This is a genomic window from Actinoplanes sp. NPDC026619 (assembly GCF_040638295.1).
In the GTDB taxonomy this organism is placed as follows: Bacteria; Actinomycetota; Actinomycetes; order Mycobacteriales; family Micromonosporaceae; genus Actinoplanes.
The window spans coordinates 45,243-71,760 of record NZ_JBEZYA010000041.1; the positions used below are offsets into that span (position 1 = coordinate 45,243).

Here is a 26,518-nt window from a genome sequence, read left to right on the forward strand (position 1 = left end):
CCGGCGTACACGAATTTGGCTTCCAAGCCAACGGTCCGGTGCCGCTATTGCGCCTACCTGCAGTTCTGCTTGATCCACTGATCATCCAGTGATCATCCGTTCGGCCAGGGGCATCTCGACGCTTTGTCCGTATTTGGAAGTTAGGCGCGAAACGCCCTACTCTCCTGTCACGGTATCCGGCTTTTCGTCCGTAATGTCGGGCCCATCGAGAGCGGAATCCCCCTCCGCTCGACTTATGCAGGAGGTTTCCCCATGAAGAACACCATGATCCGAGTGATGGCGGCGGTCGCGGTCGCCGGTGCGGCTGCCACCGCGGTGACGCTGACCACGGCCGCGTCCGCTTCGGCCGCCGGTCGCGGCCCGGAGCCGGTCTCCAGCCGCCTCACCACGGTGAAGGCGAACACCCCGAGCTGGGTCAACATCTTCTGGCGCACCGACCGTCCGGTCTGCTCGGCCCGGATCTCGATCGACGGCGGTCGTCAGGTTGCCGTCGCCTACCCGGGCCCGGGCATGCGTCGCTTCACCACGTTCTCCACCGGCGACTCGCTGCGCCCGGGCCGCACCGCGGTCACCCCGATCCGGGTGACCCCGGTCCGCCGGGACAGCGGCGTCTCGATCCTGCGCGCCACCATGTCCTACACGGACTGCAGCCGGCACGCTCGCGTCCAGATCTCCCGCGCCAACCTGGCGCTGCCGGTCGTCCGCTGGGGCCAGCAGGGCCTGCCGGGCCACATGGGCCAGCCGGGCCTGCCGGGTCACATGGGCCAGCCGGGCCTGCCGGGCCACGTTGGCCTGCCGGGCCACGTTGGCCAGCCGGTTCGTCCGGGCCAGCCGGGTCACATGGGGCAGCCGGTTCAGCCCGTGCAGCCGGCTCAGCCCGCGCAGCAGGCTCACCCGGCCCGTCGTTGATCTGAACAGCTGACGCCGCTCCCCTGACCTGGCGGGGAGCGGCGTCGCTGCTTTTGTGCGGTATGAGGGATTCGAACCCCCTCAGCGCGAGGCACCTGCTTTACAGGCAGGCCCGACTCTCCAGCGTCGGCGCTACCGCGAGGCGGAGGAGGGCGGGGTCGAACCGCCACGGGCTTTCACACCCCAACCGTTTTCGGGACGGTGGCCGGCGCCGACTGTCGGCTGGCTCCTCCAGAACTGCGTGCCCGGCGAGGGATTCGAACCCCCAACCTTCCGACCCTGAATCGGACGCCTCTGCCAATTGGGCTACCCGGGCTTGCGTACCCTCGGCGGGATTCGAACCCGCACCGTCGACGTCCTCAACGTCGTGCCTCTGCCGTTGGGCCACGAGGGTGTTGCGTCGTCCGTCCGGGGGTCGAACCCGGTCTTCCGGATTGAGAGTCCAGTGGTCTACCTGCCTCAGCCTCACGGACGCATGGAGTTGTCGAACAAAAAAGCCGCCCGATCCTCAGGTACGAGGTGGGCGGCGCCGACGCGGACGTAACGCGCTAGCCACCCCATCGCTCGAGCTCGAGGCTCAGGGAGGAGCTATACGACATGGCACTCAACTCCCTCGACTGGTCCGGCGTTAGCCACAATTCTGGCGGGCACAACAAACCGCCGCCACCGATTAAATCGATGACGGCGGCCGCGCTGGTGTTACTTACGGAAAGTGAAGTACTGCCATGCGCCGTACGTCGTGTAATTGGCGCTGTCGCCGGAAGTGCCCCGCAGATACGCCGCCTCCACCCGGAACTTGCCGTTGATCGGACGCGATCCGGTCAACTTCGCGATCGACTTGCCGTTCGAGCCGACCTTGACGTAGACCGTGCTCCGGGTCCGCCACGCGCCCTTGGAGTAGTACTGGACCGTGAGCCGCTGCTTGCGGCCCGCGAAGTACGTCATCGACGTCGTGAACTGCGGCGTCGTCTTCTGGTGGAAGTAGGCGTACTTCGTCGACCCGATCTTGCCGGTCTTGTACTGCTTCGTCACCGCGGCGCTGACCGCGACCTTGGTGTACACAACGGACGATGCCGACCTCGCCGCGTACTTGTCGTCGCCGGCGAACCGCACACTCACCGTGGTGTTGCGGGTCAGCCGGAAGCTCGCAGTGAGCACGCCCGCGCTGTTGACCGTGCCCTTCCGGAGCACTCGACCGGGCTGGTCGGCCCCCGTCGGGTCGGCCCAGATCTCCAGCGTCCGATTCGTGGACGTGGTGCCCAGCTTCGCCGTGAACGTGACCGTCGTGCCGTACGCGTAAACCGCGTTGTTGCTGCTCAGCGTGAGCGACGGCGTCAGCGGCACCGGCTTGTCCGGTCCGTTGAACACCCACAGCCGGTACGCGTTGCGGTAGCGGCCGACCGCGAACAGTCGCGAACCGCCCGGCTCCCAGGCGATGCCCCGAGCCTGGATGCCGTCCCGGCTGAGCGCGCCGGACCCGTCGCTGTAGGGGCTGGCCGGCTCGGACGTGCGGATCGTCTGCGAAGCGACCGTCTCGTCACCGTTGAAGACGTAGATGTCGTCACCGGTGGCCTTGTTCCCGATCGAGATCGCGACCCGGCCGTCGGTGTTGATGTCGACCCCGTTGGCCCGGTCCAGCGCCGGGTAGGTGGCGGTGATCTCCAGGTCGCTGAGCCGGCGCCGCCGCTCGTCGCCGCGGCCGACCGTGATCAGCTGGCTTCCGTCCGGAGTGAGCGCCCACTCGTCCGTCTCCGCCTGGGCCCCGGCCAGTTTCACGTCCTCGACGGCCACGCCCGAGGAGACGTCGTAGACCGTGGCGCCCCCGGTCGTGGTGCCCCAGCGGCTGCCCACCACGAGCTTGCCGGGCGCGGCCGGGCTCGCCACCACATACGGCGACGAGTCGAACCGGTTGGCGTCGCTGCCGTCGTACAGGTACACGCTGGAGTCGGCCGGGTCCACCGCCCCGAAGTTGGCGTCGTCGCCGACCATGTACCCGAACCAGAGCTTGCCGCCGGCCGGAGTGATCGTGTCCGGATAGACGCTGCTGCCTAGCGGATAGCGGCCCGCTTCGCCCAGCGTGTCCGTCGCCAGGGCCACGATCGCGTGCCCGCTGTACAGCGTGGCGTAGAGCCGGCTGTCATCGTCGGAGAGCGCAATACGCTGAACGTTGTCCAGCCCCGTGGCCTGCCCGACGACCTTGCCCTCGTAGTCGGTAGCGATGATCGTCCCGGACACCGAATCACTGATGAAGACCCGTTTGTGCACCCCGTCGACAGCGATGTCGCCGAACGTGGTGATCGGAAGTTGAACCTGCGTCTCAGCCGAGGCCGGGATGGTCGCAAGAGCCACGCCGACGATCGAAGAGCCAAGCAGAACAGAGACCGCAAGAACGGCCCGAGACGTACGCATCGAAAATGTCCCCCGTGATCAAGACTGCGCCGAAGCATAGATCCTGATCCACCGACACTCGATCGCCCGGAAGGCCGAAACCGACCCGTCCCGCCGTTCTTCGCCGCTCCTCTCGCTCCTCTCGCTCCTCTCGCTCCTCGCCGCTCTTCGCCGCCGAGGGCTTCCTGGGCCTCGGCGGCTGCGCCGCCTAGTAGGGGGCCGAAGCGTCGACGCCCAGGCCCTGGATGATGCTGGTCACCAAGATCGCGATGCCCATCGCCGTGCCGACGAAAGCCGCCGCGAGCAGCACGAACAGCACCGCCGTGCGGGTGATCTCGCCGATGCCGCCGACCACCACCTTGCCCAGGCTGGGGTGCTCCCAGGTGATCGGCGCATAGGTGCGGCGGCTCAGCGGAAGCGTCGGAGCAGGAACCGATTCTTCCCCAGGCTGAACAGGGCGAACCGTGATCTGCTCATGGCGGGTGGTAACGACCTTGCTCGGCCGCTCAGCGGTCCGACTACCTTGCAACAACATGATGTCGCCTCCTTTGGCTCCAACACGTCCCGTCCGATACCTGAATCATGGGCTCTGACCAGCGCAAACGTGATGGGCCATCCGGCCTTACCTTTTGCCCGAGCTCCGTCGTATATTTGGCATATGTGTGACCAGCGCGGCGGGGCTCAGGCCCGGTTGCGGTAGTGGTGGACGATCAGCGTGATCGCGCAGGTCAGGGCGGCCGCGCCGCACACGGAGCTGACGATCGGATTGCCGATGGCCGTCGAGAACACCGCGTTGGCGGCGGCGCTGAAGAACAGCGCGAACCACAGTGCCGGTCGCAACATGTCTCGCGGCGTCTCCACGGGAGCCACATGGGTCTGGGTGATGCGGTATTCGTCGTCGTTCATCGTTGCCTCCCGGTGTCGTTTCTTCGATGCCCACCACGCTAGGCAGCGAGGGCGCCGCAGCCGATCCCGCAGGCACGACTATCGAGGTATAGCCTGCTGTACTTTCTGGCTCGGAGGCTGACGCCGAGCACGGCCGATGTCCTATCGTCACGGCCGGGAGGTGGCCGATGACGTGGGTGCGCAAGCGGTTCCGCGCGTCGGTCGGCGCGCTCGAGCATGTCGTCGGTGGGCTCGGCACCGCGGTGCTGGCGCTCGGCACACTGTTCTGGCTGGTGATCGTCGCGATCCTGTCGCTGGTCGGGATCGGGCTGCCGGCGGCGCACGACGCCCTGCGGGCGCTGCGGTCGGTGGCCGACCGGGAGCGCGGCCGACTGACCCGATGGGGGCCACCGGTGCTGGAGCCGGGCCCGGTTCCGGCCGGGTTGAAGGCCACGATCAAAGACCCGTTCGTCCACCGCGAGCTCGTCTGGCTGCCGCTGCACGCGGTCGGCGGGTTCCTACTCGGCGTCTTCGGCCTGACCATCCCGCTGTACGCGTTGCAGGACATCACGTTCCCGCTCTATTACCGACTACTTCCGCCCGACGCGGCCCCGGGCATCGTCTGGTGGCGGACCGAGAGCATGCCCGACGCGCTGCTGGTCGCGCTGCTCGGCCTGGGATGGGTGGTCGTTGCGATCCTGGCCGGCCCGATGTTCGCCCGGATTCAGGCGGCGTCCGGCCGGTGGTTGCTGTCGCCGCCGCCGGGCATCGACCTGTCGATGCGGGTCGCCGAGCTCACCGCCACCCGCGCCGCCGCGCTCGACGCGCACGCGGTCGAGCTGCGGCGCATCGAGCGTTCGCTGCACGACGGCACTCAAAACCGCCTGGTCGCGGTCAACGTGCTGCTCGGGGCGGCACGACGGGCGCTGCAACGCGATCCGGTGCTGGCTGACGAGATCCTCGGGCGGGCGCAGGACGCGGCGGAGCAGGCGCTGGCCGAATTGCGTACGGTGGTGCGCGGGATCTTGCCGCCGGTGCTCGATGATCGCGGGCTGTCCGGTGCTCTCGACGGTCTCGCCGCGAACTGCGCCGTGCCCTGCCGAGTCGAGGTGGACGTGCAGTCGCGCTGCGCCGCCTCGGTCGAGGCCACCGCCTATTTCGTGGTGGCCGAGTCGCTGACCAACGTGGTCAAGCACAGCGGCGCGACCGGCGTGACGGTCAGCGTGCGGCGCGAGCGCGACCGGCTGCACGTCGACATCGAGGACGACGGTCGCGGCGGCGCCGACGAGGGGCAGGGTTCCGGGCTCGCCGGCATCCGCCGCCGGGTCGAGGCGCTCGACGGTCGGCTCACGCTGACCAGCCCGCCGGGCGGGCCGACGAGGATGCTGGTGGAGCTGCCGTGCGGATTGTGATCGCCGAGGACGACGCGCTGCTGCGCGAAGGGCTCGCGCTGCTGTTGCGGGCGGAAGGGCTGGAGGTCGTCGCCACGGCGGGCAACCCGGGCGATTTCCTGGTGGCGATCGACGCCCACCAGCCGGATGTGGCCATCGTGGACGTCCGGATGCCGCCGACCCACACCGACGAGGGCATCGTCGCGGCGGTCGAGGCTCGGCGACGGCAGCCCGGTCTGGCCGTCCTGGTCCTCTCGGCCTACGTCGAGCAGGCCTTCGCGAACGAGCTGTTCTCGGTCGGCGCGACTGGCCTGGGTTACCTGCTGAAGGAGCGGGTCGGCCGGGTCGAGGAGTTCCTGGCCGCGCTGCACCGGGTCGCCGGCGGCGGCACCGCGATCGACCCCGAGGTGGTCGGCCAGTTGCTGGCCCGCACCCGGCCCGACACCGAGCTGAGCGAGCTGTCGCCACGCGAGCTCGGGGTGCTGGAGCTGATGGCCGAGGGTCTGGGCAACACCGCCATCGCCGAGCGGCTCTTCGTCACCGAGGGCGCCGTGCACAAGCACATCCGCAACATCTTCGCCAAGCTGCACCTCTCCCCCGACGACCAGGCCGATCGCCGCGTCACCGCCGTGCTCCGCTACCTGGAGAAGTAGTGCCTGCTATACCTCGGTTGGGCAGCCCACTGGATGGTCGGTGAACCAGCAGCTCAATAGCGTTCTCCGTGCGCGCACCACACAGACCACACGGAGAGGCAGAGAGATGTTCGTCCACCCAGGACTCACGGTCGACACGGCGGTTCGCGTCGAAAAGCTAACCAAGGTCTACGGCTCCGGCCGCACCCCGGTCACCGCCCTCGACGGTGTCGACGCCGCGTTCAACCGGGGCACCTTCACCGCGGTGATGGGTCCGTCCGGCTCGGGCAAGAGCACCCTGCTGCAGACCGCCGCCGGCCTCGACCGGCCCAGCTCCGGTCACGTCTTCCTCGGCGACACCGACCTGTCCACGATGTCCGAGACCAAGCTGACCGAGCTGCGGCGCAGCCGAATCGGCTTCGTCTTCCAGGCGTTCAACCTGGTGGGCGCGCTGACCGTCGAGGAAAACATCGTTCTGCCGCTGCGCCTGGCCGGCGCTCGCCCCGACCGTGCCTGGCTGGCCCAGGTGGTCCAGCGGGTGGGGCTCGGCGAGCGGCTGCACCACCGGCCGGCCGCGCTCTCCGGTGGCCAGCAGCAGCGGGTGGCGATCGCCCGGGCGCTGGCCACCCGGCCCGAGGTGATCTTCTGCGACGAGCCGACCGGGGCGCTCGACACGCAGACCGCCGCCGACGTGCTGACGCTGCTGCGCGCGGTGGTCGACGAGCAGCACCAGACCGTCGTGATGGTCACCCACGACCCGGTCGCCGCGTCATATGCGGACCGGGTGATGGTGCTCGCCGACGGCCGGATCGTCGCCGACATGCCGCAGCCCGGGGCCGCCCGCATCGCCGAGCACCTGGCATCGCTCGATCGGCGGGTCGTCCGATGACCGCGCTCGCCGCCAAGCTGCTGCGCCACCGTGCCGGCCCGGCCGTCGCCACCCTGATCGCCCTCGCCGTCGGCGTGATGATCCTGGTCGCGATGGGCACACTCGTCGAGTCCGGTCTGCGCTTCCACCCCGAGTCGCGGCTCTACCGATCGGCCGACCTGGTCGTCGCGCACCGCGAGATCAGCTACACGAACAAGGACTTCACCGGCGACACCGAGACCACCACCGCCACGCTGCCCGACGGCGGCATGGTCGATGCCGGGCTCGTCGCCCGGATCCGGCAGGTGCCGGGCGTCGCGACCGTGGCCGGCGACGATCGGGTGATCGTCGACGCGCCCGCCGCCGTCGGGCACGGCTGGGGCGTCCACGCCTTCACCGGCAGCGCCGTCACGGCGGGCAACGCGCCGAAGGCCGCCGACGAGGTCGTGGCCGACGTCCGGCTCGGCGTGACCCCCGGCAACCAGATCAGCCTGACGGTCGCCGGCGTGCCCCGGCCCTACCGGGTGAGCGGCACCACCGACACCGGTGAGGCCCAGGTGTTCTTCACCGATGCGCAGGCCGCTCGACTCTCCGCGCACCCCGGCCGGTTCGACACGATCGGCGTGCTCGCGGCGCCGGGCGCGAGCAAGAAGGCGGTCGCCGAAGCGGTCCGGCAGGTGGCGGCGGGCGCCACGATCTATGCGGGGAAGGACCGCGGCGAGGCCGAGCAGTCCGCGAGCCTGGTCGCCCGAAGTCTGCTGGTCGAGGCCGGGTCGGCGTTCGGGGGCTACGTGATCTTGCTGATCGTCTTCGTGGTGGCCGGCACGATCGGGCTGTCCGTCCGGCACCGCCGGCGCGACCTGGCCCTGCTACGGGCGGTCGCGGCCACCCCCGGCCAGCTGCGGCGGATGCTGATGGCCGAGACCGCGCTGCTGAGTCTGATCGCCGCGGTTCTCGGCGTGCCCACCGGGCTGATCGCGGCCCGCTGGGTGCATGGCGAGCTCATCGACCGGGGGTTCATCCCGGCCGGCTTCCCGATGGCCGCCGGCTGGATCGCCTGCCTGGCCGCAGTCGGCGTGGCGGTGCTGGTGGCGGTGATCGCCGCTCTGCTCGCCGGGCGCCGGGTCACCCGGATCAAGCCGATCGAGGCGCTCGGCGAGATCGCGGTCGAGCCGAAGCGCAGCGGCAAGGTTCGGCTGGGGTTCGGCCTGGTCACGCTGATCGGTGCGGGGACGGCCGGCGGATTCGCGGCCACGATGAGCGGCGCCACCGCGGCACTCGCCGGCGCGACCGGCATGCTTTACCTCTTCGTGCTCGCGGTGTCGCTGCTCGCGCCCTGGATCAACGCGTTCGCTGCCCGGCTGCTCACCCCGATGCTGTCCCGGCTCTGGCGGGTCAGCGGATATCTGGCAGCGAAGAACCTGCGAGCCAACGCCCAGGGCATGGCCACCGTGCTGACGGCGCTCGTGCTGTCGGTCGGCTTCGGCGGCTCGGTGTGGTTCCTGCAAAACAACCTGGAACGTCAGACGACCACGCAGAGCAGGGCGGGCACGCTGGCCGACCGGGTCATCATCCCGACCGGCGGAGACGCGGCGGCGGAGATCCGCGAGCTCGGCGGGGTGCAGGCGGCCACCGGCCTGCGCCACACGTCAGTGGTCGTGACGTCCTTCGACGGCGTCCAGACCGCCGGAGCGCAGGCCGTCGATCCGGCCGGCCTCGCCTCGACGATGGACCTCGGGGTGACCGACGGCAACCTCGCCGACCTGCGCGCCGACACGGTGGCAGTGTCCGCGATGCAAGCTTCGTCGGCCGGCTGGCACGTCGGTGACCAGGTCGAGCTTTGGCTCGGCGACGGCAGCCCGGCCAAGCTGCGGGTGGTGGCGATCTATCGCCGGGGTCTCGGCTTCGGCGATGTCACGCTGGCCAAGGCGACCGTGGCCGGGCATCTGCCGCGCAACGCCGACGACGAGGTGCTGGTGCGCACCGGCCCGGGCGCCGATGCCTCGCTGGCCGCCTGGAACTCCGCGCACCCGGGCAGCGTCACGATCGACGCCGCTGCCCGCACCAAACAGATCAGCACCGACGTCGCGATCGGCGCCTGGCTCAACAAGATGCTGATCGGCGTCATGGTCGGATATTCGGCGCTGGCCGCGGCCACGACGATGGTGATGGCCGCGCTGGCCCGCCGCCGTGAACTCGCCCTGCTGCAGCTGGTCGGCGTCACCCGGCGGCAGATCCGCCGGATGGTGAATGCCGAGCAGGCGGGCCTGCTGGGCACGGCCGTCCTGATCGGCGCGACGATCGCGGCGCTCACCCTGGGTTCTATCGTGCGGGCGCTGACCGGAAGTCCGATCCCCTACGTCCCGCCGCTGGGCTGGGTCGCCGTGCTGGGCGGAGTGACGCTGCTGGCCCTGGTCACCACGATCTGGCCGGTGCGGCGCCTCCTCCGCGTCCCACCGATCGACAACATCGGCATCAAGGAGTAAGCCGCCCCACCGCGAGTGGGCCGCGTGCCGTCCGGCGCGCGGCCCACTCGACCGTTCTCTCCATGCGGCCCTCGCGCGCCGGTAGACACGCGGCCCCGCGCCCGGTTCTCAGCGCCACCCTCGCGCGCCGGGAGACGCGCGGGGCTCCGCGCGCCGGGAGACGCGCGCCACCCTCGGGTGCCGGGAGACGCGCGGGCTCCGCGCGCCGGGGAAAACGCAGGGCCCTAGCGGCAGTCTCTCGGCGGGCCCCCGCTGTCGGTCACGGTTGGAGGGGCATGGTTGCGCAGTTGGAGATCGTTGGCCAGCCGGCCAGGCGGTCGTTCAGCCAGCCCACGGCTGTGCCCTGGTCGGTCAGCAGGGGTCCGAAGTGGTTCAGCAGGGGGTCGCCGACGCTGGGCAGGAGGATTGGGGCGTAGACGACGTTGCCGCCGAGGCGGCACCAGTCGACTGCCATCGTGCGCGCTTGGGCGTGTGGCACGAGGTTGTCGCTTATGCCGGTGGCCACGCGGACCACTCCGGTCGGCTTGCGGGCGCCGATGAGCTGGTCGTCGATGAAGGCTCGCAGGGCGGGCTCGGCCTTGATGATGTCGGCCAGGGACTGGCCGGTCTTCGTCCAGGCCGTGGTGCGCTGCCCGGCGTAGCCGAAGATCGCGTCACCGACGCACATTGTGGACAGGTCCTTCAGCGCTGCCTGGCCGGCGTCGCTGAGGTAGCGGTCGACCAGCGGCTTCAGGTCCGGTTCCGACTGGGCGAAGCCGTTCACCGACCAGCCCAGGGCGCCCACCAGCTCGGTGCCGTCGATCCCGGCGGTGACCTCGGCCAGGTTGGCCGGCGGCGCACCCGAGTAGGTGGCCTTCAGCGGGACGTCGGGTGCGTAGGACGACTGCAGTTCCGCGGCCGCGGCGACCGCGCCGCCGCCCTGGCTGTAGCCGTAGAACCCGACGGCCGACTTGGCAGTGACCGACGTGTTGGCCAGCGCCTTGACCGCCCGCGCCGCGTCCAGCACGGCGTGCGCCTCGTCGACGCGGTTGACGTAGGTGTGCAGCCGGTCGGTCGTCCCCAGGCCGGCGTAGTCGGTCTGGACCACCGCGAGGCCCTTGGCGAGCAGCTGGTACATCGCCAGCACCTCGTACCCGATCGACACCGTCGTCTGGCCCTGGTCCGCGCCCAGGACCAGGCCGTACTGCAGAGCCAGTGAGGTGGAGCACTGATCGCCCTGGCCCATCGTGCCGGGCGCGAGGACGACGAGCGGGCGCGGGCCCGGCCCTCGCCAGGCGGCGGCCGGCTCGATGTAGGCGCCGGTCACGGCGACCGGCTGACCGTCCGAATCGGTCGACCGGTACATGATCCGGGTCGCGGTGCCCGGCAGGGTGGAGTCGATGCCCGGCAGCGACAGGGCGAGCGGGAGAGGTTCGCTGCGGACCAGAGCGCCGTTGGCGGCCGGCAACGTCGCCGGCGGCGTGTAGAAGGCGGGAATGGTGACGCCGCGGGACGTGACGACGTCAGCGGCGGCCTGCGCGGGAAGTGGGGCGACACTCACGCCGATCAGCGATGCGGCGAACAGTGCGGCAGGGATACGGATACGTACGGCCATGTCCGGCCTCCGTCGGCTCTACCTGCGGCGGTGGAGCCGCAGTTACCGGACGGTAACCAGGGTAAATGAGACATTCTAGGGGCTCGATCTATCACTATGTTTCAGGCAAGTTTCACAGCGGTCAGACCGAGGTCTTCCGGCCGGTAGCCCAGGCGCAGCTTCTCGGCCATCTCGTCCCGGGTGCGCAGCGCCGCCCGCCAGCCGACCACTTCGGCCGTCACCGGCGAGCCCGGCGAACCGCCGGTCGCCTCGACGATCCAGGGGCGCCGGAAGAGCACCCGGGCCACCACGCCGACGATCAGCAGCACGATGACGACCACGACGTCCAGCACGAGAAGCAGAAGTGGCAGCAGCAGCCACCAGAAGACGAACCCGAAGACGATCAGGCCGATGACGACCGCGATCAGCACCGCGATGTCGTCGCCGAGATCGGACCAGCCACCCCCGCCACCCCCGCCGTGGTGGCCGCCGCTGGACAGATCGAGCCCGCCCAGGTCCGGGCCGCCGTCATCGCCCTTGCGGCGCCGGCGCCAGCCGCCGAAACGCCGGGCGAGCGCCCGCCAGCGCGGCTCCCACACCACCCGCACGCGCCAGGTCACACCGTCGGACGCCTGCACGGTCACGGTACGCACAGCCGCAGTGTAGGAGAGCGCAGCATATTCACATTCTTGAGTTTGTGGGAGCGCTCCCATACGCTCGCATCGCGGCGCCTCCCACCGAACGCGCCGACTGAGGAGCATCCCCATGAGCTTTGCCTGGCGCACATTCATCGGCGCGGCGGTCGCCGCACTCTCCCTGGCTGCGACGGCCGCCCCCGCCGCTGCGGCCCCGCCCGCGACCGCCACCGTCGCCGCGGGCTACGCACACAGTTGCGCCATCCGCACCGACGGCACGCTGTGGTGCTGGGGCAGCAACGGCAGCGGTCAGCTCGGCGACGGCACCACCACGAGCCGAACCACTCCGGTGCAAGCCGGCACCGCCACCACCTGGACCGGCATCGATGCCGGCACCAGCTACAACTGCGCGATCCGCACCGGCGGGACCCTGTGGTGCTGGGGCAGCAACACCAGAGGTCAGCTCGGCGACGGCAGCACCACCCGGCGGACCGCACCGGTGCAGGTCGGCACCGCAACGACCTGGGCCAGTGTCAGCGCCGGCGACAGCCACACCTGCGCCGTCCGCACCGACGGCACGCTCTGGTGCTGGGGCTTCAACCGGCTCGGGCAGCTGGGCACCGACCCCGCCACGGTCTACTACGCGACCACCCCGCTTCAGGTCGGCACGGCGACCAGCTGGGCCGGCGTCACCACCGGGTACGCACACACCTGCGCCAACCGCACCGACGGCACCCTGTGGTGCTGGGGCGACAGCACCACCGGGCAGCTCGGCACCGGCAGCCTCAGCTACTCGACGACTCCGGTGCAGGTCGGCACCGCGACCACCTGGACCGGTGTGACCGCCGGCTACGCGTTCACCTGCGGGGTGCGCTCGGACGGGACGCTGTGGTGCTGGGGTGAGAACGGTTACGGGCAGCTGGGTTCCGACACCACCTACCAGACCACACCCCTGCAGGTCAGCGGCAGCACGTGGGCCTCGGTCAACGCCGGATTCAGTACGGTGTGCGCGACCCGCACCGACGGCAGCCTGTGGTGCTGGGGCAACAACATCGCCGGGCAGTTGAGTGACGGCACGACCACCAACCGGTACGCCCCCACCCGGGTCGGCGACGCCACGACCTGGACGAACAACTTCGCCGTGACCTATCACGTCTGTGCGTACCGCACCGGCGCGAGCCTGTGGTGCTGGGGCAACAACCTCTCCGGCCAGTTGGGCGACGGCACCACCACCAACCGGTCGGCACCGGCCCAGGTGGTCCTTTCGAGCTGATCTGCCTGGGGTGGCGGGGCCGGTTGGCGGTCCCGCCATCAGGCCGGCTCAGGAGGCGTCGCTCTCCTGCTGGTATTTCCGGTTCTGATGGAGGGCCTCTTCGAGCTGGTCCTCGAGAATGATGATCCGGCAGGCGGCTTCCAGAGCGGTGCCCTGCTCGACCATCTCCCGGGCCCGTGCGGCGAGGCGCAACTGGTACCGGGAGTAGCGGCGGTGCCCGCCGGCTGACCGGAACGGGGTAATGAGCTTCGCCTCGTCGAGCCGGCGCAGGAAGTCCTGCGAAGCGCCGGTGATCTCCGCGGCGCGGCCCATCGTGTAAACGGGGTAGTCGTCGTCACCAAACATGTCATCCGAATGAGCCACATACACCTCCGTGACGAGGGCCCCGGCGCAGTAGCGCCGGGGCCCAGGGGTTTATTGAGTCAAAACACCATCTACCGACAAGTTCGCCGGGTTCTCGTTTCCACACCTGCCGCTGTGCGCGGCACGGGGTGTGAGGATCGCGTAAGCGTGACCGAAGACCACCTCTCGTTCGATGGAAACTGCGGTGTCCACCCCAGGCTCGAAGTGCTTCCTGGCGGCGGGCGATCCAACGGTGCTTCAGCCCTCCCTTTCCTCTGCTTCCGAAACTGCCTTGCCTTGCTGTGCGCCGGTGTCGGAGCCCCACGCGACTTCATGGCCCCGCACACGTGCGGCGAACTCGTGCCCTGGCCTGGACTTACGCCAAGGTCTTGTGGTGCCTTGTTGCGTGCGGTGATCTTGTTTCCACCGCTCTGCCGAGCGAGCCCCGGAAAGGCCGGGGCCCTGCTTAACGCTCGGTCCGAATGCGTCTGCGTCTTTGATTACCTCTGTTCGACACGAGGAACATTACCCAGCCTCGCCGAGGAAGTCTAGTCAATCCGCCATAGATTTTCTCGACGGCGTGTCGAGGCTCAGTCCGGCAGGATCTCGACGTAGCCGTCGGTTCCGTGGATGCGGATCCGCTGCCCGTCCCGGATCAGCCGGGTGGCTTCGGGCACGCCCACGACGGCGGGTAGGCCGTACTCCCGGGCGATCACCGCGCCGTGGGTCATCAGCCCGCCCACTTCCGTCACCAGGCCGGCCACGGCGACGAACAGGGGTGTCCAGCTGGGATCGGTGTAGGCCGTGACCAGGATGTCGCCCGCCTCGAGATCGGCCTGCGCGAGATCCAGGATGACCCGGGCCCGGCCCTCGACGGTCCCGGCCGAGACCGGCAGGCCGATCAGGGCGCCGACCGGCGCGTCGTCGCGGCGGTACGACCCGAGGAGCGCCTCACCGTCCGACGTGAGCACCCGGGGCGTGGTGAGCGCCTGGTAGGACCGGAAATCGTCCTTGCGCCGGCCGATGAGCTGGTCGTCCACCTGATTCGTGCGCGCGACGTCGTGGAACTCGGCGAAGGTCAGGAAGAAGACGTCCTCCCTCGCGGTGAGCACGCCGGCCCGTACGAGGCGCTCGGCCTCTTCCATCAGGGCCCGCTTGTAGAGGAAATAGCGGCAGATGATGCCGTACTTCGGGTACTCGCGATAGCCGATGAAGGTGCGGACCCGGTCGATCATCCGCTTGGCCTCGTCGGCCTTGTCCTCGCCGTCCGGCAGCGCCCGAAGGCGTTCGAGCACCTCCCGGGTCTTCTGCTCGGCCCTCTCCCGGCCCTGCTCGAAGCGTCGGCCGGCCGCCCCTGGCTCGAAGTTCCGGACGTTGTCGAGGATCAGCGGCACCAGCGTGCCGGGCTGCTCGCGCCAGCGCGGCCGGGTGATGTCGATCTCGCCGGCGCACCGCATGCCGTACCGGTCGAGGTAGGCCTCGATGGCGTCGTGCGCTTCGGTCCCGCCGGCGAGCTTGGGCAACTCGTCCAGCGGACCGCCGTCCTGCAGGAACGCCACCACCTGCGGATGCGGGCGGATCACGTCGGCGACGTCGAGGAGCGCCAGCCCCATCTCCGACGTGATGTTGCCGGGGGCGGACAGCGCGAGGGTGTCGGCCGCGTCCTTCTCGCCCAGCCACTCCTGCAGCTTGTCGTTGAGCCACCAGGTGGACTCCATGCCCGCCATGATCGCCTGCATGCTCACCGGATCGCTGAGCACCCGTTTGTGCTCCTCGAAGGCCGCCAGCAAGAATTCGAACAGCGCCGGCCCGGTCTTCGCCCGGATGTCGCGCCCCAGATCGGCGATGGACGCCTCGCTGCGCTCGATCAGGCCGGTGACGATGGCCGGATCGGTCTCGATCGGGGCGGGTGCGCCACCGGCCGGGCGCTTGGGCGGGCCGGCGTCCGGGAGCGTCGGGACGAAGTCGCCGCGGTCGAGGACGGTATCGAGCGCGTCTCTGGTCAGCGGATCGGTTCGCGCCGCCATCGCCAGGAAGCCGGCCCGGCTCGCCGGCGCGCCGAGGAGCCGGGTGGCGTCGACGAACAGCCGGCCGCCGGCCTCGTGCATCGTCGCCATCGCGGTCAGCCGCCACATCGAGAGTCCGAGTGGCTTCATCGGGTCGGTCATCATCTGCTGGTGACCGACCGAGAGGTAGACGTGGTTCTCCTGGTCCTCGGCCACCGGGATGGGGAACAGCGTGGTGATCGGCCGGCTCTGGACGATCTGGAAGTCACCGCCGGCCAGGCACCATTCGATGTCCTGCGGGGAGCCGAAGTGTTCCTCGATCCGCCGTCCCAGCGCCGCCAGCCGCACGACCTGCGCATCCGTCAGCGCCGGCTCTTCCTGCCGGGCCGGCTCGATCGCCTGCTCCTCGACCCCGCCCGCCGGCCGGGGGCGGATCGCCAGCTGTTTGGCGGCGATCACCCGGGTGACGACCTCGTCGGCACGCACCTTGAACACGTCCGGGTTGACCAGGCCGGAGACCAGCGCCTCACCGAGGCCGAAGCTGGCGTCCACCGAGGCGATCGTCCGGTCGCCGGTGACCGGGTCCGCCGTGAACAGGATGCCGGCCGCGTCGGGATCGACCATCCGCTGGACGACCACGGCCATCTGAACCGCGCGGTGGTCGATGTCGTTGCGCCGGCGATAGGTCACGGCCCGCTCGGTGAACAGCGAGGCCCAGCACCGGCTGATGTGCTGAAGGATCGCGGCCGGCCCGGCGACGTTCAGATAGGTGTCCTGCTGGCCGGCGAACGAGGCCGTCGGCATGTCCTCGGCCGTCGCGCTGGATCGGACGGCGTACGAAGCCTGGTCGTCGAGAGCGTGCGTGATCGCCTCCGCGAGATCGCCCGGAACAGCAATCCCCTCGATGCTGCGGCGGATCTCCGCGCTGAGCGTGCGGACCGCCTCCCGGTCGTCCGGGCGCACGTGGGACAACCGGTCCAGCTGATCGTCGATCGACGGCGCCTCCGCCATGACTCGCCGGAACGCCGCCGTCGTCACACAGAAGCCGGCGGGCACCCGAATGCCTTCGATCCGGGTCAGCGCGGCCAGGTGCGCGCCCTTGCCGCCAACGACCGCGACCTGCATCGGGTCGACCTCGGGCAGACCCAGCACGTATTTTTCGATCATCGCGACACCCCCGCTTTCCTCGTCGGTGAACAGTCCGGCCGACGATTCTGCGGCAAAACCCGGGTCTTGCCGCAAGCCCCCCGGTGCGCTATACGTTAGGAGTGGCAGGGAGCTTGATCTCCTTGCCTTTTCTTTTACCCCCGGACGATCACCCCCGGACGATGCCCGTCCCGGCGCAGTCCGGGCAGATGGTGGCCGGGCTGTGCCGGTCCTCGAAGCCGCCGCCGACGAAGTTCATCGTGCGTTCGGGCTCCCCGCCGCGCCGCCCGGTGCCGTGGCAGGGCAGGCACCGCACCGGTGGGGTCGGCTGACTCCGCGATCGGATTCCGCGCCACGTCCGGGAAGCCCAGACGACCTCGCTTGTCTGCCAGCCGACGGCGACGATCCCGGCGACCGCCAACAACCCAAAGATCAACAGGATCCACTTCATGGGTACGCATTCTCCGGCGAACGGACAGATTTCCGGCAGCTGTTCGGATGGGCGAATAGCACTGGTACACGGGAAATGTACACGGGCGAATTACTTACCTTTCCAGGGCTAAGTCGTGGTTGTTTGACTGTCGGCAAACACCTACTTGCTGAAGGAAAGCGATGACTGTCGCGCCGCACGCGATCCCGTTCGTCCTTCTCGCCACCCCCGGTGAACGGCTCGGCTGGATCTTCACCGACCGCAACCTCTACCGCCGCAAGTTCATGGAGCCGTCGCCGGAGCTGGCCGCGGTGCCGACGGACCTCTACGACCAGCTGAACCAGGCGCGGGCCCGCCTCAAGAAGCGGGTGAAGTCATCGATCCGCAACGGCATCGGGCTCGCCGTCCTGATCGCCGGCGCCGGCGGGATCCGCACGCCCGAGGGCGGCGACATGAGCTCCACCTTCATCGTGCTGAGCGTGATCGCCTTTGCCGGCGGATTCGTCGCCGCGTTCGCCGCGTCCCTCGGGCCGTATCGGGCGGCCCGAGCCATCGTCGTCGCCGAGATGAAGAACCTCGCCGATCACGAAGAGGCGCAGGACGACTGGAAGCGGCGCCAGGCGGATCACGAGGACCGGCAGCAGGAAATGATGGAGACGATGTCCGAATGGGCCGCGGCCGCGCCGTCACGCGGCAGCCGGCGCATCGACATCATCGGCGGCACCACGTACGGCTGGGAGGCGGTTCTCACCGTCTACGGTGGATCGTTGCTCGCCACCCGCGGGCCGATGACCCTCGTCGACCTCACCGGCGACGCCCTCTGCGGCGAACTCGTGCAGCTCGCCACCGTCACCGGCCGATCCGTCCGCCGCCTGCAACTGCCCACCGAGCTGGCCGACCTCGACCTGCTCGCCGGGCTCAGCGCGAACGAGCTGGTGGACTGCCTGGTCGAGGCGATGCACGGCGACGCGGAGGGCGCCGCCCGCGCCGAGCGCTCGCAGGACTACCTGCTCCTGCGCGAGATCGGCCAGATCCTCGGCGCGGACCTCACCGTCGCCAAGTTGCTGGCGGCGTTGCGCGTGCTCTCCGATCGCCCGGACCAGGCCGCGCTGACGACGGACGAGATCGCGCGGCTGCACGATCTGATGCCGGACGAGAACCGCCGCCAGCTGTACACCCAGTTGCGCCGGATCGAGGGGTTCCTGTTCCCGCTGGAGGAGATGGGCAGCCGGGTCGGGGCGGCCACGGAGCCGGCCGACCTCACCTGCCTGATCGCCGATGGGGAGGGCAGCAACGTGCAGAACGACCTGTTCAAGGACCTGCTGCTGCACTGGCTGACCCGGGTGGTGCGGCGCGAGGCGCGGCCGATGGGGTCGCTCGTCGTGCTGGGCGCGGACGAGATGCATCACCGCTCGATCGAGAAGCTCAGCACCCTGTGCGACCGGCACGGCGTACGGCTGGTGCTCTTCTTCAGTCATCTGCGGGCGGAGGCGGTGCACACCATCGGCGGTGGTGAGGTCGCGCTGATGCGGCTCGGCAACCATCACGAGGCGAACCAGGCGGCCGAGTACATCGGCAAGGGTCATAAGTTCGTGCTCAGCCAGCTCACCCGGACGACCGGCGGCAACGACTCGCACAACCTCACCAACACCCACGGCGGGGGCGACTCGCACGGCACGAGCGGCAACATGGGCTTCGGCAAACCGGGGCGGTCCCGGTCGTACGGCAAGACGGCGGGCCGGAGCCGCAACTGGAGTCAGGCCGAGACGACCTCGCGCGGCACCAACTGGAACGACGCCGCCGCGGTGCAGCGGGTCCACGAGTACACGGTGGAGCCGCGGGTGCTGCAGGACCTGCCCGAGTACGCGATGGTGCTGGTGCGGACCGAGGACCGGAAGGCGGTGGTTCAGGCCGTCGAGGTCGACCCGGCGATCGTCATGCTGCCGCGGGTGTCGATGGCGCCGCGGACGCCGGCGCCGCTGCCGGACCCGGTCGAGGCGGTCGTCCCGGCCGCCCGGCCGCCCGACCTACGCCGGCCGGCGCCGGATCATGAACGCGGGCCCGCCCGGTAGCCGCGGCAAAGAGGGTGACCACGACGGCGCCGGGCCGGAGAACCAGGTGACTCATCAACGCCGTATCGTCGAATGATCTTGATCTTTACTTGATGCAGCAGCCCTTGCAGACCTTGGGTTTGGGGAGGGTGAAGGCCAGGCAGCAGGTTTTGCGCTGGACGTCGAGCTGGCCGAACTGGTCGGGGACCAGCTCGATCAGGTCTTCGACGCCGAGGGCTCGGTGCAGGGTCGTGACCGTTTCGGCGGAGGAGCCGGGGATCGCGTCGGCCGAGCGGAGGACGCCGTAGGCGACGCCGGAGGCGAGCGAGCCGAGCAGCGTGCGTTTGCCCAGCCGGACCCGGTCGTGGATGGCGTTGAGCAGCGGCGTCAGGTGGCTGTCGAGGAGCGTGCGGCGCAGTTCGGCGAGCAGGGCTTCCTCGTCCGGCACCACGCGGATGCGCGGGTGGCCGGTCAGCGCGAGTGGGTCGTTCGGCAGGACCGCGACCGGGATGTCGGCGCGCAGGCCCAGGGTGAGCAGCGGGCGCGGGTCGTTGAAGTTAACGAGCACGTTTTCGCTGCTCAGCAGGGGCACGCGGCGGGCCGAGGCGTAACCGAGGACGGCCGGCAGGGCCGCCCAATAGGTGTAGGCCTTCCAGGCGAGCGCGGCGGCGGCGTGCGGCTGAGCGTTCCAGCGACGGCCGGCGTTTTCCAGGAGAAGATCGAGTTTTTGGTTGCCGAGCTCCGTTGCCCGGAACCAGCCGGCCTCCTGGTGAACCAGGAGGTCAGGGGCGAGGCCGGCGATCTCGGTGCTGTTGCCGAACATCGCGGTCAGCGTCGCGGTGACCGGGGTGAGGGGCGCGAGAAGGGGTGAGGTGGCGACGGTCGTCACTGACGGCTACCGCTCCGCGGCGACGCAATCGGTCGGATCACCGCTCTCACCTCGCCATACCTCGTCACACAGCCATGTGCTCCGGACCTTCAAGACGACTCACCGTACACCTCTAAGGCTAGCCTAACCAACACGCACAACCCGATCTTTCGGGCGAATACCCTCAGCAAGGGTTGCCTAACCGTGCGTTTTCGCGTTGCCGGAATCGTCAAGGTATCTGTCGGCTACTCGCTACTAGCACCTTGTGGACATCGAGCGGCGGTGACACTTAATTTCCCGTCGCGAAGGGGACATCGATGATGACCACCTCGCCCGTCGAGCGGGCCATTGACCAATTCGTAACGGCGCTGGCGCACTGGCGGGTCGAGCGCGGCATGAGCAAGAAGCAACTCGCCGCACGCATGGGATTCGACCCTTCCTACGTGAGCCACGTCGAGGGGCGCCGACATAAGCCCACCGAGGACTTCGCCCGGCGGGCGGAAGCGGTCCTCGGCGCGAGCGGAGCCATCTGGCAGCGATTCCAGGAGTACGACGAGCTGCGGCACGCGCGGGGCAACACCCTGCACCGCGACCCGCCGGTGCCGGCCCAGTGGATGCCGCCCGGCACCGGGCTGATCGTCGAGCAGGAGACCGCCGAGCTGACCTACGCCGAAGGCACCTACCGCTGCCGGGTCACTCGCAACCTCTACAACGCCGGCGCCGAGGCCGTCACCCGTTACCTGATGAAGGTCTCGGTCGACCGCTACCCGCACGACCCCACCGGCTCCAACCGGCACCACCGCATGCACCCGCTCACGTTCGAAGAGATGAACATCGAGGCGCACGCCGGCGAGGGCAGTGCCGCCGAGTCGATGCAGTGGCGGGTCAAGCTCGACCGCGATGCGGCCAAGGAGGTGTGGCTGCTCTTCGCGAACGAGCGCGGCCAGTTCCCGCTCTACCCGGGCGAGCGAACCACGATTCAGTACGCCTACACGGTCGGCGTCGAGAAGTGGGGCCAGTGGTTCCAGCGGGCGGTGCGGCTGCCCACCCGGCGGATCACCGTGCGGCTCAGCTTCCCGGTCGCGTTCGACCCGCAGGTGTGGGGCGTCGAGACGTCGCTGGCCGCCGAGGTGCCGGTGCGCACGCCGCTCGAACGGCACCACGACGGCGAGCAGGCCATCTTCGAGTGGACCACCGACGCGCCGATGCTGAACGCCCGGTACCGCCTGGAGTGGCGGTTCCGCGGCTCGGCGGCGCCGTCGTACGCCGAGTTCGCCCCGGCCGAGGAGAACGGCAAGCCCCGCGCCTCGTCCGCCATGCGCGGCATCGGCATCGTCCAGCGCGGCTCCGACCTGCTGCGGCAGCGCGCCCGGCACTTCCAGCTGCCGCGCGAGGCGACCGAGGCCCGGGAAGCGGTGAGCGCGCTGCTCAACTCGCTGCGCCGGCTCGAGGAACTGCACGACTTCAGCAAGGGCGTCGGCCTGGCCGCACCGCAGATCGGCCGGTCGGTGGCGGCCGCGGTGGTGCGGCCACCGGAACGCGGCGCCGACCCGGTGGTGCTGCTCAACCCGCGGATTGTCGGCGAGACCAGCGATCGGGACGAGCAGTACGAGGGCTGCCTGTCGTTCTTCGACTACCGCGGGCTGGTGCGCCGGCCGCTGCGGATCGAGGTGGAACACGCCCGCTACGACGGCGCTCGGGTGATCACCTCGTTCGACCGGGCGATGGCCCGGCTGGTCGCGCACGAGATCGACCACCTCGACGGCCGGCTGTACGTCGACCGGATGCACGCCGAGTCCAACCTGGTGCCGGTGGCGAACTATCACCAGACCGGGCGGCCGTGGAATTACTAGACCTCGGTGAAGCTGTCGTACTTCAACCGGACCGACGGCACCTGCATCTCGGCCAGCGTCTTCAGGGTCGACTTCACCATCGCCCCGGAGCCGGAGACGAAGAAGTCGTGGTTGTTCCACGGCCCGTAACGCGCCACCACTTCCGAGATATTGCCCTGCTCGCCGGGGAACGTCGGGTCCTCGCTGCACGCCGTCACCACCGACAGCCACGGGTAACGAGCGGCGAGCCGGTTCAGCTCGGCCAGGTCGTACAGGTCCTCCCGGTTCTTCGCGCCGAAGAACACGTGCACCCAGCGGGTCCGGTTATATCTGGTCAGCTCCTCGAGCAGTGACTTCACCGGCGCCAGCCCGGTGCCGCCGGCGATGAACACCGCGTCCCGGGTCGACCGCCGGTCCAGGTTCATCGTGCCCATCGGGGCGGCCAGCTTGATCATGTCGCCGACCTGGAGCCGGCGCACCAGCGCGCTCGACACCCAGCCGGCGCCGACCGCCCGCACGTGGAACTCGAGCGTGTTGTCCTTGCGCGGCGCGTTCGCCACCGAATAGGTGCGCCACAGCCGCGGCTGGTACTTCGTGCACTCGATGCTCATGTACTGCCCGGCCCGGAACTCGAGCGGCTGCATCGGCTGCACGGTGAAGACGGCGATGTCGTGGGAACGACGCTCGTGCGACACCACCTCGGCATACCAGTACGGCGGGTTCGTGTCGGCCTCGGCGCCGGCCATCATGCGGGCGGCGATCACCGCGTACGCATCCGCCCACGCCTGGTCGTACTCGACGCCCCACTCCTCGCCGGCGTACGTCCGCATTGCCTCGATCAACGCGCCTCCCACTACCTCGTAGTGTTCCGGTTCCACGTGAAACTTTTTGTGATCACGACCCAGTGACTTGAGGTACTCGTCGAACTTCTCCGGGTCGTCCAGCGTCTGCACCGCGGTGACGATCGCGTTCAGCAGGCGGGATCGCTGCACGTCCATGTGCACCGGGAAGAGCTCGCGCAGGTTTGGGTGGGAGAGGAAGATCCGGGCGTAGAAGTAGCCGGCCACCTTGTCCTGCTGATCCTCGACGAGCGTCCAGCTCTCCTTGAGCAAGCTTGCGAGGTCTCCCATGCACTCAGGGTGCTCACGTCAGTCGCTTTCCCGACGCACGAAAAGTGCGACTGGTCTCATTGCGTGACGGGATGATGGGCGCGTCGCTTGCCCGGAACGTCCGTTTGTGCTTGGCCTATTGTTGCCGTCGTGACTCTAGATCGAGTTGCGCCCACCCGGCGCGTGCTCACCGTTGAGATCGTCATCGTGCTGCTGCTGTCGCTCGGGATGTCGGCGATCTACGCGGTCGTGTCGCTGATCGCCAAGCTGACCGCGGGCAAACCGCTGTCTTCCCAGGCCGCGGTGCTGAACGCGTCCCGCTCGGCCCGGCCGTACCTCGACCTCACCTATCAACTGCTGGACATCGGCTTCTCGCTGGTGCCGGTCGCCCTCGTGCTCTACCTGCTCATGCGCGATCAGGTCCCGGTGCGGCGAACACTCGGCCTCACGGCCGACAGACCCGGCTTCGACGCTGGCTGGGGCACGTTGCTGGCCGCCTGCATCGGGATTCCCGGGCTCCTGCTGGTGTACGTCGCAAAAGTGCTCGGCATCAACGCGCAGATCGTGCCCGCGGCCCTGCAACACGTGTGGTGGGCGGTCCCGGTCCTGGTCCTGTCGGCCATCCAGAACGCCGTGCTCGAAGAAGTGATCGTGGTCGGCTACCTGATGACCCGGCTGCGCTCGATGGCGGTGCCGCTGGTGTGGGTCGTCGCCGCCTCAGCCGTACTCCGCGGCTCCTACCACCTCTACCAGGGCTTCGGGGCCTTCGTCGGCAACGCGGTGATGGGCGTGGTGTTCGCGTTGTTCTTCCTGCGCTTCAAGCGGGTGATGCCGCTGATCGTGGCGCACACCCTGCTCGACACCGTCGCCTTCGTCGGCTACACCGTGCTGCCGCACTCCTGGCTGTCCTGGCTCTCCTAAGCCTTGTAATAGGCCTCGGCCCGGGCGGCCACGCTCTGCGCCGAGGCCGTGCTGGTCAGCACCGCCGCGAGCAGGCTCGCGCCCGGGAAGAAGCGGCTCGCCAGTCGCAACGCCGCCCAGCCACCCGTCTGCGCCGCGAGCAGCCGGCCGAAACGCCACACCGCGTCACTCAGCCCACCGCCGTCGTCGTAGGCCGGGCGACGGGCGGCCGCAAGCGCCGTCTCGGCATCCGTCCGCGTCGGATGAACGCGAGTGACGACCAACAGGTCGACGGCACGCTCCGGGTCCGTCGGATCGAGGCCGTACGCGGCGGCCAGGTGCAACACCAGCTCGGCGTGCGTCACCGCGGCCGTGCCGAGCAGGGTGATCGGCGCGTACGACCCGGCCACCGCCCCGAAGACACTGCCCAGCCCGCCGAACCGGGTGAACTGCTGCTTGGCCAGGCGCGCGATCGCCCGATCACCGGCCGCCGGGTAGGCCTCGCGGGTGCGGTTGACCCACTCCCGAGCCCTGGGCCCGAAGGCCTCGACCGCGGCGATGGCCAGCAGCTCCGGCGCATGGCCGGGGTCGGCGACGAGCTTGGCCCAAGGGTCGGTGCGCTCACGCGCAGCCACCACCGATGCCGGCTCACCGTTCGCCGCGGCCGGCAACTCCGCCGCTTCCGGCTCCGCAACTGTTTCTGGCGCGGCGACCACCTCGGCTGCCGGGGTCGGCGCTGCGGCTTCGGGCGCCGTGACTTCGGCGGTCGCGGGCGGCGGGGTCGCAGTTGCCTTACGGGGCGGGCGCTTGGCGGGCGCGGCTTTCTTGGCTGGGGCCGCTTTGTCCGGAGCCGCCTTCTTTACGGGGGCTGGCTTCGTGGGGGCTGGCTTCGTGGGGGGTGGCGGGACGGTTCGGGCCGGCGCCTGCTCCTGCGTGGGGGACGATCCAGCCGCGGCCGGCGTGCTGCCGGGCTCGGCCGCGCCCGGATCCGGTTGAGCCGCCTCTGGCACCCGCGGCGGCCTCGCACCAGGGCGCGGACCACGTGCCTTCCGCGGTGCAGCCTGGCCGGAAGCCCCGTTTTCGACCGGGGCCTGGTCGGTTTCGCCCGAGGGCTGGGCGGGCGGGCGTGGTCGCGTACGGCCGGATGGATTCTGTGGGGAACCTCCCGGCGTGGAGGCAGATTTCGTACCCCCGTCTGGGTGATCCTCGGCACTGGGTGGCTGGAAGGTGACCGCCGGAGCTGGCTTGGCCGCCCGGCGCGGAGTCGGCGCGGCCGGCTTTTCCGCAGGTTGAACCGGCTCAGGGGCGCTGAACGCGGGCCGAGCGGACCGGGCACGCGGAGCATTGCGACGCTCGGTGGGCGGCTTCTCCTCCATGCCGAGGCAGCCTAGCCGTATCGAGCGCATTTCACCTGCTGGAGTCCGGTGCGGCGACCGCGCCGCGCGCAAGAGGGCAACCTCTTTGTGCGCAGCTGACCGGGTCCGGTATCCTCAACCGTCGGTGGCTCGTGAGCCACCGGGGAGACTTCGCCTAGTCTGGTCTATGGCGCCGCACTGCTAATGCGGTTGGGGTTTTATAGCCCCTCCCGGGTTCGAATCCCGGAGTCTCCGCGTGTAGAGCCGATGTGTATGCTGGCAAAGCACCGAGCGCCCGTAGCTCAATGGATAGAGCATCTGACTACGGATCAGAAGGTTAGGGGTTCGAGTCCCTTCGGGCGCACAGAACGACTGAGGCCGTCACCAGCGGAAACGCTGATGACGGCCTTTTCGTATACCATTTCTGGTTCGCGATTTCCCGTATGGTGGGAGCGTGGTGCTCCGCTGGTGCTCTTCCGATTCTGCGGCACCCGATCCAGCCCCGCGCCGGGCAATATCTCCGCGTCCAGGCTGGTCCAGAACCGGTTTCCACGGCCAGCCTCTCTGCCGCGAGCAGCCGCCCCACGGGTGCCTACATCGACCACCTCTGCAGCGGACACCGTCCAGCCTGGCGAGATCATCTTCTCGTAAGGCTCCTCCGCTGCCCCTGGCGTCAAAGGCCCAAGGCAGCGGCCAACTCCGGGGCAGGCACTTCAGCTGGCGGTAAGAGTCGTTGACGGCGTCGAAGTAGGCGCCAGCAGCCCGAGGGCTGTGGCCACCTCGCCGACGTCGCCGGCGGGCAGTCGGCAGATCTGTTCGCACATCGCGTACAGCCGGTCGACTTCGAGCTTCGGCGACCGGTTCACCTCGCGCACCCGCGACGCCACCTCGACCGGCACGGTCAGACCGGCCCGGTCCAGCGCCCGGGCCAGCAGCGCCGCCTCGCGGACGTCGGGGTCGGGGTCGTGGGCGCCGAGCGCGACGGCCCGGTGCTCGTTCCGGGCGAGATAGAGGTCAGCGTGCGCTAGTCATGCCGCGCGGATCACTCCTACGGCGGCGACGGTCCGGAAAGGTTGATTTGATTGCTTTTGCGATGAACCCGAACGGTGGATCTTCTCCGACGCGCTCGAGCAGCACGGACCGGGACCTCTCGGCGGACCGTGCTCAGGCTCAGCTCCGGTTGGGCTGCGCCGAGGCGCCGAGCGCGGCGCAAGCCACCAAGACCACCGGAAAGAGCGCGCCGAAAAACGTTAAGTAACCACGGACCGGGGCGGCCGAACGAGATATCCGTCCGGCCGCCCCGGCGGCCGATCGCCGGGCTTCAGCTGGAGAAGACGAAATACACCTAGCGGGAGTTTCGCGGCTAGTTTGATCTTGGTTGTGTTTTCGCTGGTGGTGGGTGGGTTCGGACGCTGGTGGTGTATTACCCACCGGGGGTT

Annotated in this window: 21 protein-coding genes and 7 tRNA genes; 11 read left to right on the forward strand and 17 right to left on the reverse strand. The window is 69.5% G+C overall.

The genetic code is table 11. The features are described from left to right. Positions 1-252 precede the first annotated feature (252 nt). Complete coding sequence (locus tag AB0E90_RS47080) at positions 253-909, forward strand: collagen-like protein (RefSeq protein ID WP_360419454.1); 657 nt, start codon at positions 253-255, stop codon at positions 907-909. Positions 910-965: 56 nt separating this feature from the next. Here the strand turns inward: AB0E90_RS47080 and AB0E90_RS47085 are convergent. The 8 genes from AB0E90_RS47085 to AB0E90_RS47120 all read right to left on the reverse strand — a co-directional run bounded on the left by AB0E90_RS47085 (position 966) and on the right by AB0E90_RS47120 (position 4,203). Further along, positions 966-1,048 (reverse strand) — tRNA-Tyr (locus AB0E90_RS47085). A gap of 4 nt (positions 1,049-1,052) precedes the next feature. Further along, positions 1,053-1,142: transfer RNA gene (locus AB0E90_RS47090), tRNA-Ser, on the reverse strand. 9 nt (positions 1,143-1,151) lie between these two features. Beyond that, positions 1,152-1,225 (reverse strand) — tRNA-Leu (locus tag AB0E90_RS47095). Between the two features lie 5 nt (positions 1,226-1,230). Beyond that, a tRNA-Leu gene (locus tag AB0E90_RS47100) sits at positions 1,231-1,303 on the reverse strand. Positions 1,304-1,309: 6 nt separating this feature from the next. Further along, positions 1,310-1,383: transfer RNA gene (locus AB0E90_RS47105), tRNA-Glu, on the reverse strand. Between the two features lie 225 nt (positions 1,384-1,608). Further along, entirely contained in the window at positions 1,609-3,258 is a 1,650-nt protein-coding gene (locus AB0E90_RS47110) for a hypothetical protein (protein ID WP_360419456.1), read from the reverse strand. A 247-nt stretch (positions 3,259-3,505) separates the two neighbouring features. After that, a complete protein-coding gene (locus AB0E90_RS47115) occupies positions 3,506-3,832 on the reverse strand; it encodes a hypothetical protein (protein WP_360419458.1) in 327 nt (108 codons plus the stop codon). Between the two features lie 146 nt (positions 3,833-3,978). Then, positions 3,979-4,203, reverse strand: a complete 225-nt coding sequence (locus AB0E90_RS47120; protein WP_360419460.1) for a hypothetical protein — start codon at positions 4,201-4,203, stop codon at positions 3,979-3,981. 167 nt (positions 4,204-4,370) lie between these two features. On the opposite strand from AB0E90_RS47120, the gene AB0E90_RS47125 reads away from it, so the two are divergent. The 4 genes from AB0E90_RS47125 to AB0E90_RS47140 all read left to right on the forward strand — a co-directional run bounded on the left by AB0E90_RS47125 (position 4,371) and on the right by AB0E90_RS47140 (position 9,559). After that, positions 4,371-5,594: a sensor histidine kinase gene (locus AB0E90_RS47125; protein WP_360419462.1), complete on the forward strand. Its 1,224-nt coding sequence runs from the start codon at positions 4,371-4,373 to the stop codon at positions 5,592-5,594. Next, on the forward strand, positions 5,582-6,226 hold the full coding sequence (locus AB0E90_RS47130) for a response regulator transcription factor (RefSeq protein WP_360419464.1): 645 nt from the start codon (positions 5,582-5,584) through the stop codon (positions 6,224-6,226). Before AB0E90_RS47125 ends, AB0E90_RS47130 begins: the two co-directional genes overlap by 13 nt. 106 nt (positions 6,227-6,332) lie before the next feature. Continuing rightward, positions 6,333-7,094 (forward strand): ABC transporter ATP-binding protein, encoded by a 762-nt coding sequence (locus AB0E90_RS47135; RefSeq protein ID WP_360419466.1) that lies wholly within the window; start codon positions 6,333-6,335, stop codon positions 7,092-7,094. Further along, on the forward strand, positions 7,091-9,559 hold the full coding sequence (locus AB0E90_RS47140; protein ID WP_360419468.1) for an FtsX-like permease family protein: 2,469 nt from the start codon (positions 7,091-7,093) through the stop codon (positions 9,557-9,559). Before AB0E90_RS47135 ends, AB0E90_RS47140 begins: the two co-directional genes overlap by 4 nt. Positions 9,560-9,818: 259 nt before the next feature. Here AB0E90_RS47140 and AB0E90_RS47145 read toward each other — a convergent pair whose 3' ends face one another. After that, positions 9,819-11,153 (reverse strand): lipase family protein, encoded by a 1,335-nt coding sequence (locus tag AB0E90_RS47145; protein WP_360419470.1) that lies wholly within the window; start codon positions 11,151-11,153, stop codon positions 9,819-9,821. 101 nt (positions 11,154-11,254) lie between these two features. After that, complete coding sequence (locus tag AB0E90_RS47150; protein ID WP_360419472.1) at positions 11,255-11,785, reverse strand: hypothetical protein; 531 nt, start codon at positions 11,783-11,785, stop codon at positions 11,255-11,257. Positions 11,786-11,897: 112 nt separating this feature from the next. Between AB0E90_RS47150 and AB0E90_RS47155 the strand changes: the two genes are divergently transcribed. Next, on the forward strand, positions 11,898-13,040 hold the full coding sequence (locus AB0E90_RS47155) for a hypothetical protein (RefSeq protein WP_360419474.1): 1,143 nt from the start codon (positions 11,898-11,900) through the stop codon (positions 13,038-13,040). A gap of 48 nt (positions 13,041-13,088) precedes the next feature. Here the strand turns inward: AB0E90_RS47155 and AB0E90_RS47160 are convergent, their stop codons facing one another. From AB0E90_RS47160 to AB0E90_RS47170, 3 genes are all read right to left on the reverse strand, one after another. Beyond that, positions 13,089-13,385 carry a MerR family transcriptional regulator gene (locus tag AB0E90_RS47160; RefSeq protein WP_360419495.1) on the reverse strand — a complete coding sequence of 99 codons (297 nt, stop codon included), beginning with the start codon at positions 13,383-13,385 and terminating at the stop codon, positions 13,089-13,091. Between the two features lie 587 nt (positions 13,386-13,972). Further along, positions 13,973-16,555 (reverse strand): rifamycin-inactivating phosphotransferase, encoded by a 2,583-nt coding sequence (gene rph, locus AB0E90_RS47165; protein ID WP_360419476.1) that lies wholly within the window; start codon positions 16,553-16,555, stop codon positions 13,973-13,975. 148 nt (positions 16,556-16,703) lie between these two features. Continuing rightward, positions 16,704-16,985, reverse strand: a complete 282-nt coding sequence (locus AB0E90_RS47170; protein WP_360419479.1) for a hypothetical protein — start codon at positions 16,983-16,985, stop codon at positions 16,704-16,706. A gap of 161 nt (positions 16,986-17,146) precedes the next feature. Here AB0E90_RS47170 and AB0E90_RS47175 point away from each other — a divergent pair, with 161 nt between their 5' ends. Continuing rightward, positions 17,147-19,036 carry a hypothetical protein gene (locus AB0E90_RS47175; RefSeq protein ID WP_360419482.1) on the forward strand — a complete coding sequence of 630 codons (1,890 nt, stop codon included), beginning with the start codon at positions 17,147-17,149 and terminating at the stop codon, positions 19,034-19,036. Between the two features lie 85 nt (positions 19,037-19,121). On the opposite strand, the gene AB0E90_RS47180 is transcribed toward AB0E90_RS47175, so the two are convergent. Continuing rightward, the gene (locus AB0E90_RS47180; RefSeq protein WP_360419498.1) at positions 19,122-19,838 is read right to left on the reverse strand and encodes an IucA/IucC family C-terminal-domain containing protein; all 717 of its coding nucleotides are present in this window, start codon (positions 19,836-19,838) and stop codon (positions 19,122-19,124) included. A gap of 365 nt (positions 19,839-20,203) precedes the next feature. Here AB0E90_RS47180 and AB0E90_RS47185 point away from each other — a divergent pair, with 365 nt between their 5' ends. Next, entirely contained in the window at positions 20,204-21,736 is a 1,533-nt protein-coding gene (locus tag AB0E90_RS47185; protein WP_360419500.1) for a peptide deformylase, read from the forward strand. Here the strand turns inward: AB0E90_RS47185 and AB0E90_RS47190 are convergent. Then, the gene (locus AB0E90_RS47190; protein ID WP_360419485.1) at positions 21,733-22,845 is read right to left on the reverse strand and encodes a globin domain-containing protein; all 1,113 of its coding nucleotides are present in this window, start codon (positions 22,843-22,845) and stop codon (positions 21,733-21,735) included. The genes AB0E90_RS47185 and AB0E90_RS47190 overlap by 4 nt on opposite strands. A gap of 129 nt (positions 22,846-22,974) precedes the next feature. Between AB0E90_RS47190 and AB0E90_RS47195 the strand changes: the two genes are divergently transcribed. Next, complete coding sequence (locus AB0E90_RS47195) at positions 22,975-23,745, forward strand: CPBP family intramembrane glutamic endopeptidase (protein WP_360419487.1); 771 nt, start codon at positions 22,975-22,977, stop codon at positions 23,743-23,745. On the opposite strand, the gene AB0E90_RS47200 is transcribed toward AB0E90_RS47195, so the two are convergent. Then, entirely contained in the window at positions 23,742-24,359 is a 618-nt protein-coding gene (locus AB0E90_RS47200) for a hypothetical protein (protein WP_360419489.1), read from the reverse strand. The genes AB0E90_RS47195 and AB0E90_RS47200 overlap by 4 nt on opposite strands. Positions 24,360-25,243: 884 nt before the next feature. On the opposite strand from AB0E90_RS47200, the gene AB0E90_RS47205 reads away from it, so the two are divergent. Together AB0E90_RS47205 and AB0E90_RS47210 are read left to right on the forward strand one after the other, a co-directional pair. After that, positions 25,244-25,334, forward strand: a tRNA-Ser gene (locus tag AB0E90_RS47205). A gap of 36 nt (positions 25,335-25,370) precedes the next feature. Then, positions 25,371-25,443: transfer RNA gene (locus AB0E90_RS47210), tRNA-Arg, on the forward strand. A 349-nt stretch (positions 25,444-25,792) separates the two neighbouring features. On the opposite strand, the gene AB0E90_RS47215 is transcribed toward AB0E90_RS47210, so the two are convergent. Next, on the reverse strand, positions 25,793-25,978 hold the full coding sequence (locus AB0E90_RS47215; protein WP_360419491.1) for a hypothetical protein: 186 nt from the start codon (positions 25,976-25,978) through the stop codon (positions 25,793-25,795). Positions 25,979-26,518 lie beyond the last annotated feature (540 nt).

Coding starts and splice junctions, on each gene's coding strand:
- AB0E90_RS47180 (WP_360419498.1), bottom strand. CDS start 19,838: ATGTTCGGCAACAGCACCGAGATCGCCGGCCTCGCCCCTGACCTCCTG.
- rph (WP_360419476.1), bottom strand. CDS start 16,555: ATGATCGAAAAATACGTGCTGGGTCTGCCCGAGGTCGACCCGATGCAG.
- AB0E90_RS47190 (WP_360419485.1), bottom strand. CDS start 22,845: ATGGGAGACCTCGCAAGCTTGCTCAAGGAGAGCTGGACGCTCGTCGAG.
- AB0E90_RS47145 (WP_360419470.1), bottom strand. CDS start 11,153: ATGGCCGTACGTATCCGTATCCCTGCCGCACTGTTCGCCGCATCGCTG.
- AB0E90_RS47115 (WP_360419458.1), bottom strand. CDS start 3,832: ATGTTGTTGCAAGGTAGTCGGACCGCTGAGCGGCCGAGCAAGGTCGTT.
- AB0E90_RS47170 (WP_360419479.1), bottom strand. CDS start 16,985: ATGAAGTGGATCCTGTTGATCTTTGGGTTGTTGGCGGTCGCCGGGATC.
- AB0E90_RS47120 (WP_360419460.1), bottom strand. CDS start 4,203: ATGAACGACGACGAATACCGCATCACCCAGACCCATGTGGCTCCCGTG.
- AB0E90_RS47135 (WP_360419466.1), top strand. CDS start 6,333: ATGTTCGTCCACCCAGGACTCACGGTCGACACGGCGGTTCGCGTCGAA.
- AB0E90_RS47080 (WP_360419454.1), top strand. CDS start 253: ATGAAGAACACCATGATCCGAGTGATGGCGGCGGTCGCGGTCGCCGGT.
- AB0E90_RS47175 (WP_360419482.1), top strand. CDS start 17,147: ATGACTGTCGCGCCGCACGCGATCCCGTTCGTCCTTCTCGCCACCCCC.
- AB0E90_RS47160 (WP_360419495.1), bottom strand. CDS start 13,385: ATGTTTGGTGACGACGACTACCCCGTTTACACGATGGGCCGCGCCGCG.
- AB0E90_RS47155 (WP_360419474.1), top strand. CDS start 11,898: ATGAGCTTTGCCTGGCGCACATTCATCGGCGCGGCGGTCGCCGCACTC.
- AB0E90_RS47140 (WP_360419468.1), top strand. CDS start 7,091: ATGACCGCGCTCGCCGCCAAGCTGCTGCGCCACCGTGCCGGCCCGGCC.
- AB0E90_RS47185 (WP_360419500.1), top strand. CDS start 20,204: ATGACCACCTCGCCCGTCGAGCGGGCCATTGACCAATTCGTAACGGCG.
- AB0E90_RS47125 (WP_360419462.1), top strand. CDS start 4,371: ATGACGTGGGTGCGCAAGCGGTTCCGCGCGTCGGTCGGCGCGCTCGAG.